Genomic DNA, 7,023 nt, shown 5'->3' with positions numbered 1-7,023 from the left:
GCCGCCGCCCACATGTCCCTTCATCAATCAACAATGTCAAAGAACTCGACCAATCATCGAAGCGGACAACCCAACCACCCCGATCCTTGCGTTCCGGGGGACTGGCGTCCGACTATGTTGGCGACCGATCGAAGCGAGAACCAGTGGCGCTCACCGCGTCGGTGGAGTGGCATCTAGGCGTGCCGGATGAGTCGGTCAACAGGAAAAATCAGACATCGCGATTTTTATTTTCCTGGGTCCCCGTCCCGCCTCAGACCAGTTCCTCGTCCGGAAAGGTTTCGGTGCCCGCCTGCGCCTGCGCCATCCGGCTGTAGCGCGCGCCCGCCGCCGCGCCCGCCGGGAACAGGGCATCGACCGCCGCCAGCACGTCATCGGAAAGGTCGAGCGACAACGCCGCCAGATCCTCGTCCAGATGCGCGATATTGGTGGTGCCGGGAATCGGCACGATATGCGGTCCCCTGGACAGCAGCCAGGCAAGGCATAGTTGCGCGGGCGTGCAGCCCGCCTCCGCCGCCAGGGCCCGCATCTTTTCGTAAAGCGCCAGATTCGCCGCCAGATGATCCCCCTGGAACCGGGGAATGTCGGCGCGCAGGTCCCCCTCCCCTATTCCCGCCCCGCTGACATTACCGGCAAGAAGGCCGCGCCCAAGAGGGGAGAAGGCGACAAAGCCGATCCCCAACTCCGCGCAGCTATCCAGCACCGCGATTTCGGGATTGCGCGTCCAGAGCGAATATTCCGTCTGCACCGCCGCGATCGGATGCACCGCATGCGCCCGCCGGATCGTCGCCGCCGACATTTCAGAAAGGCCGATCGCGCCGATCTTGCCCGCTTCCTTCGCCCGCACCAGCGCGCCGACCGATTCCTCGACCGGCACCTTGGGGTCCAGCCGGTGCATATAATAAAGATCGATATGATCGACGCGCAGCCGCCGCAGCGAATCCTCCAGCACCCGCGCGATCGCTTCGGGCGAGCCGTCCAGCCCGCGCTTGCCGTCAATCTCCGCCAGCACGCATTTGCTCGCCAGCGTGAATTCGCCGCGCCGGTGCATCAACGTGCGGCCGAGCAGCTCCTCATTGCGCCCAAAGCCATAGAGCGCCGCCGTGTCAAAGAAGGTGATCCCCGAATCGAGCGCATGCAGCAGCAGCCTTTCGGCGTCGGCCGCGCCGGGACGGGGCAAATAGCCATGGCTTAAATTCATGCAGCCAAGGCCGATGGCCGACACTGTAAAGGGGCCGATCTGGCGGGTGGGAAGCGGTTGCGGCATGCGCGAAATCCCCGATGCTAGGCAATATGGTCCGGCGGGTTTATTCCCCAGCTTCCTGTCCTGTGCAACCGTGCCGCTGCATCGCGCGCTCAACCGCATCAAATTCCGCGATAGATTGCGAAATTGAAGGAAATCTGCGATAGCGTCGCCGGATAAGCTTCAACTTCCTTTTTGGGGGCGGAAATGAACGCAGTTGTTGACCAGATTGGCGACCTGGCCGAAGCCGGGGAAAAGATGGTCGAAAGGCTGCGGCGCAAGGCTTTTCTGCCGGATAGCCGCAAGGAACTCAATGTCCGCTTCGGCATAGCGGAGGCGGCGCAATTGCTCGGCTGCTCCACGAATCGGATCCGCATGGCGGAGGATGACGGCCGCCTGCCCCCTGCCCCGCCGACCGAAAATGGCCGCCGCCCCGGCTATACGGTGGAGGAACTGCTGAACATGCGCCAGGTGCTGGGCGCCTCGCCCGAACGCGCGCCGCTGGACGTTCCTGCGATCATCGCGGTGCAGAATTTCAAGGGCGGCGTCGGCAAATCGACCGTAACCACGCATCTGGCGCATTATTTCGCGGTGCAGGGCTATCGCGTTCTGGTCGTTGATTGCGACAGCCAGGCGACCACCACCACGCTGTTCGGCTTCAACCCCCATTTCAATATTCAGCGGGAAGAGACGCTTTATCCTTACCTCTCGATCGATCCGACGCAGGTCGATCTGCTCTACGCGGTCAAGCATACGGCATGGCCCAATGTCGATCTGATCCCGTCGAACCTTGAACTTTTCGATGTGGAATATGAGCTGGCGGCCGCGGGCAGCGACGGCGGCTCCGTCCTCGCCGCGCGCTTCCGCAAATTGAAGCAGGGCCTGATGGACCTTGCCCGCCATTATGACGTGGTGCTGCTCGATCCGCCGCCAGCATTGGGCACGATCAGCCTTGCGGTGATGCAGGCGGCCAATGCGCTGCTGGTGCCGCTCGCCGCGACCACGCCCGACTTCTGCTCGACCGTGCAATTTCTCTCTATGATGGATCAGGTCATCAACCAGCTGCAAACGGCGGGGATAGAGGTCGATTACCAGTTCGTCCGCCTGCTCTGTTCCAAATTCGACAGCAATGATCCCAGCCATTCGATGGTGCGCGCGATCATGGAGCAGAGCTTTGGCCCTGCCCTCCTCCCCATCCCCATCCTCGACAGCGCGGAAATCAGCCATGCGGCGCTGCGCATGATGACCGTCTATGAGCTGGAAAAGCCCATCGGCACGCCGCGTACCCACAAACGCTGCCGCGCGAACCTGGACGAAGCCATGGCCCAGATCGAAGCGCTCGTCCGCCAGGGCTGGGGCCGCGTGGCGCCGGCACGGGAAGAGGATATCGTCAATGCGGCGTGAGTTTTGGTTCACGCGGAGGCGCGGAGACGCGGAGCAGTTTCCCGAGCGGCATCGCCGCTCTCCAAACTCCGGCTGCGCAATTCGGCATGCCCTCTGCATGGGTGGGAACGCCTTCGGCGAGGCGAAGGATCTCCGCGCCTCCGCGCCTCCGCGTGAACCAAAATCAGCTCTGTCCTACAGTAATATGTTCACTTTATGTTCCCCGCGAATCGGAGGACAAGCCCATGGCGCGTAAGCAATCGGATTATCTGGCGGCGCTGCTGTCCGACGAGGCGGAAAGCCCCTCCCCCGCCCCGGTGAGCGAAACGCCGGAGGACAGTGAGGCCGAGCGCGCGCCTTCCGCCCCCTCCCCTGCCCCTCCCCGCGCCGAACGGGTGCGTGGCGCGACATTGCTGGGCCGCGAAACGGCGCTCGCCCGCCTCGCTTCGGGCGAGGTGCGGCAGGTGACGCAATTGCTGCTCGATCCCGCCAGGGTCCGCATCTGGCGCGGCAATGCCCGGTTGTACCAGCATCTTACCGAGGAAAATTGCCGCGAGTTGATCGATTCGATCATCGCGGAGGGCGGGCAGAAGGTGCCCGCCGTCGTCCGCCGTGTCGAGGGCGATCCCGATCACGACTATGAAGTGATAGCGGGCACGCGCCGCCATTTCTCGATTAGCTGGCTGCGGGCGCACAGCTATCCCGACATGATGTTCGTGGCGCAGGTCGCCCAGCTCGATGACGAAGCGGCCTTCCGTCTCGCCGATCTGGAGAACCGCGCGCGCAAGGACGTCACCGACCTTGAGCGTGCGCGCAACTATGCCGAAGCGCTGGGCGCGCATTATGGCAGCCATTTGACGCGCATGGCGGAGCGGCTGAAGCTCTCCAAGGGCTGGCTCAGCAAGATGATCAAGGTCGCGGGCATTCCCGACGATATTATCGATGCCTTCCCCTCCCCCGGCGACGTTCAGTTGAAGCCCGCTTATCCGCTGGCGCAGGCATTGGACGATCATGCGGCCGCGACGGTCATTCATGCCGAAGCCGCTCGCCTTGCCACGACACAACGGGAACGCCGCGCCGCTGGAGCGCCCGCCATCCCCGCTGCCGAGATATTGAAGCGCCTGCTCGACGCGCCCCGCGTGGCGGTGTCACAGCCGAAGGAGGAGCCTTTCACCTGGACCACTCGGTACGGCCGCCCTGCCCTCACCGTGCAGTCGGTCAACCGTCAGGGCGTCACCATCCGCTTTCACGCAGGTTCCGGCGCGGACATAGAAACATTGAGCCAGGCCCTGCGCGACACGCTGGAACATCTGGAACGCCAGGGATTGGGCTTGCAGCAGTGATGCGGTCAGGGGGGCATCAGCATTGGGGTTATGACGCCGGGGGGGGCCAGCCCTTTCCGCTGCACGCTGTTTCCCCGGGGAAACAGGTTAGCCCCAGGAAGAAGGGAGCCGCCAATCCCCTCCCCCTGCCCCTCCCGAAAAATCTTTTCAGCCTTCTACTTCTCTCTTGGTTTCCCTGGGGAAACACCCCGGCATCTTCCGCAAAATCCATCTGTTTCTTGCCGGGGAAACGCCCATGAGCCGCACCGGCAGGCAGGACATCACGGACCAGTTCGAACTGTTCCTCCCCTATATCGCGGACATGCCCCTGCGCGACCAGCGCGAGATGATGGAGCGCCCCTTCTTCAGCCTCGCCAAATCGAAGCGCGTCAAACCGATCGACTACACCTCCCCCGATGGCAAGGCGTGGGTCCATGTGTCGGCCAATCCCGATTACGGTATGGCGACCATCTGGGACGCCGACATTCTGATCTATTGCGCCTCCGTCCTCGCCGACATGGCGCGCCGCGGCGTCAATGACGTGCCGCGCAAGCTGCACCTCATGCCCTACGATCTGCTGCGCGCCATTCACCGTCCCACCACTGGCCGCGCTTATGAATTGCTCGGCCAATCGCTTGATCGGCTCGTCGCCACTACCATCAAGACCAACATTCGCGCCGAAAACCGCCGCGAGGCGACCTTTAGCTGGCTCGATGGCTGGACCCAGCTGGTCGATGAACGCACCGAACGTTCGCGCGGCATGACGATCGAACTCAGCAACTGGTTCTACGAAGGCGTGCTGATGCAGGGCGGCGTGCTGTCCATCGACCGCGCTTATTTCGACCTCACCGGCGGCCGCGAACGCTGGCTCTACAAGGTCGCGCGCAAGCATGCTGGCGGGGCGGGGGAGGGGGGCTTTGCCATCTCCATGCCGACCCTGTTCGAAAAGTCAGGAGCAGAAGGCGCCTACCGCCGCTTCAAGTTCGAGATCGCCAAGATCGCCGAGCGCGACCCGCTCCCCGGCTATACGCTCGCGCTCGAACAGCCCGAAGGCAAGCGGGAACCCTTCCTGCGCATGCGCCGGCGCGCGGCCGAAGCAGAGCGGATCACCTCACCATTCCGTGCCTCCGAAAGAAATGGCGACGTTCCCGCCGTGGCCAAAACGGCGCGACACACAAGCGAGCCCAGCGGAACACAGCTCAAGGCCGCAACCGAAGCATCGCAACCCCTTTTCGATGCCAGCGACGTCATCCGCCGCACGGTAACCGGACTTTCCTCCCGCGCCAGCGCCGGGGAGGTCACGGATGCAACCCTGGCAACATTGCGCGCCAATTATCCGGGGTGGGATTACCAATCCCTCCATCAGGAATTCCGCGACTGGCTCGAAGCCGATCCATCCCGCACCCCGGTCAACTATCAAAAGGCCTTCATCGGCTTCGTCCGCCGTTTCCACGAAAAGAACCATCACCGCCTTTGATGATGCCATTCCCCCGCTGCCGACATCTGCTGCTCACCCAGCCACATCCATATGCAAAGCGCTAATCGGGACAGCGTCTACGGAATACAGCCGAAGAGGCCACCGGCCTTCCTTCTCTTTGCTAAAGCGCCGCTTCCCGCACTTAACGACGCAGATCAGGCAATGCGCAGCGCAGAGTTGACCGGCTTCGCACCGCCTGCCGGTCCATCACAATATCCGGGGAATGCCCAAACCCTCCGACTTTGCCGGACCGGCATAGCACCAAACATATTCCGTTCCCGAAGTGTCGGGTGCCGATTGCTACGCTTCCACCGTTCGATGAGCCACCCGACCCGACCCGTAACTTGTCCACAGCTTTTGAACGTGTCCTCGCAAAGCTCCGCTCGAACTGATTCAATCCCCCACTGCCATCCACTATATGCCGGGTGCAGTCGACACTCCGGGAACGGCCAACGCACCATCGGGAACGGTTACCCGACATTTCGGGAACGGCATGGCCGACATTTCGGGAACGCATCACCGATCCTTCAGGAACGGCGGTCTTCGCCCGACTCGCCCAGTTCCGCCAGCTTTTCCGCCTTAGAGCCGCGCGTAACTCTCTAACTTTCCTATAAACTTTGTAACCTGGCAGATGCTGTTATTGGGAATGAAGAAGGATGAGGATCCAGACGCCAGGTTATCCAGCACCTTCCTTTGTCCTGCTGGAGATCTGACGCATCAACTTAGTTACGCCCTGGTGCGAGATTCCCAGCAAGCGCGCGGCCGCCATTCTGCTCAATCCCGGATAGGCCAGTTCCAGCCGCATGAGCAAAGGCGCCTTGCTCCGCTTCGTCACCTCCAGTTCCTGCGGCAGGCGGCTGACGCGCCGCTCAAGCCGGTCCAGTTCGCGCAGACCTTCACTCGCCTGCCGCGCGATCATCGCAGCCAACTGTTCCGCCAAAGCATCCACATCGTCAGATGGAAAGCGCCCCATATCCACGAACGGCGGCAGGTGGCGCAAGGCAAGGCCGCAGGCTTTGAGCGCAGCCGGAATATGGCAGGCGATCACCCAGCCAAGATCCGGCCTGCGTGGATCGAGCCGGAACTGCCGGCCATCCGCCGTCGTCAGCAACTGTCCCCCGGCCACAGGCGCCTGCAACTGCTCCCTGGCGGCGATCAGACGCTCGGCGACGGCTTCCAGGCTGACAGCAGGGTAGGGGGCCTCCAGGGCGCTCTGAACCGCCCGCCAAGCCGGTCCGAAACGCACCAGATCTTCCGCTCCCCACAGTTCCGCCTCCTTGCGGTCGTCCAGCAGCGAACGGGAGATGTTAAGCGTGGCGCGCGCGACAGGATCAAGCAGGCTGTCATTGGCCGACAAGGCGAAATGCACCAGCGCCGCCACCGAAAGCGGGTCGTTCAGCCCTTCGCTATGCCGCGGCGGTGGACGCCGTCCGCAAATCCAGTCCTCCAGTTCGACGACAGTGATGGGAATGCCGGCGGAACTGGCCAGCATCGCCGCTCCCTTCAACCGTGACCGGGCGAGCCATATGTCGGCAGCAGGGCTATTGCCAAGTGTCAGCCGACAAAATAGGCTACATTTCAATAATATCATGTAATATCAA

Annotated in this window: 5 protein-coding genes; 3 read left to right on the top strand and 2 right to left on the bottom strand. The window is 62.8% G+C overall.

The window, feature by feature from the left end:
* Positions 1–250: 250 nt before the first annotated feature.
* A complete protein-coding gene (locus ET21_RS0115510; RefSeq protein WP_030540391.1) occupies positions 251–1,264 on the bottom strand; it encodes an aldo/keto reductase in 1,014 nt (337 codons plus the stop codon).
* Positions 1,265–1,447: 183 nt separating this feature from the next.
* Here ET21_RS0115510 and ET21_RS0115505 point away from each other — a divergent pair, with 183 nt between their 5' ends.
* The 3 genes from ET21_RS0115505 (at position 1,448) to ET21_RS0115495 (ending at position 5,422) form a co-directional block, all read left to right on the top strand.
* On the top strand, positions 1,448–2,644 hold the full coding sequence (locus tag ET21_RS0115505) for an AAA family ATPase (protein ID WP_021238595.1): 1,197 nt from the start codon (positions 1,448–1,450) through the stop codon (positions 2,642–2,644).
* Positions 2,645–2,868: 224 nt separating this feature from the next.
* Positions 2,869–3,966: a ParB/RepB/Spo0J family partition protein gene (locus tag ET21_RS0115500; RefSeq protein ID WP_030540390.1), complete on the top strand. Its 1,098-nt coding sequence runs from the start codon at positions 2,869–2,871 to the stop codon at positions 3,964–3,966.
* Positions 3,967–4,201: 235 nt separating this feature from the next.
* Positions 4,202–5,422 (top strand): replication initiator protein A, encoded by a 1,221-nt coding sequence (locus tag ET21_RS0115495; protein WP_030540389.1) that lies wholly within the window; start codon positions 4,202–4,204, stop codon positions 5,420–5,422.
* A 676-nt stretch (positions 5,423–6,098) separates the two neighbouring features.
* Here the strand turns inward: ET21_RS0115495 and ET21_RS0115490 are convergent.
* On the bottom strand, positions 6,099–6,914 hold the full coding sequence (locus ET21_RS0115490; RefSeq protein WP_237751580.1) for a hypothetical protein: 816 nt from the start codon (positions 6,912–6,914) through the stop codon (positions 6,099–6,101).
* Positions 6,915–7,023 lie beyond the last annotated feature (109 nt).

Origin of the sequence: Sphingobium sp. DC-2 (genome assembly GCF_000722555.1) — a bacterium.
GTDB lineage: Bacteria > Pseudomonadota > Alphaproteobacteria > Sphingomonadales > Sphingomonadaceae > Sphingobium > Sphingobium quisquiliarum.
This window is presented reverse-complemented; position numbering and strand designations above follow the sequence as displayed.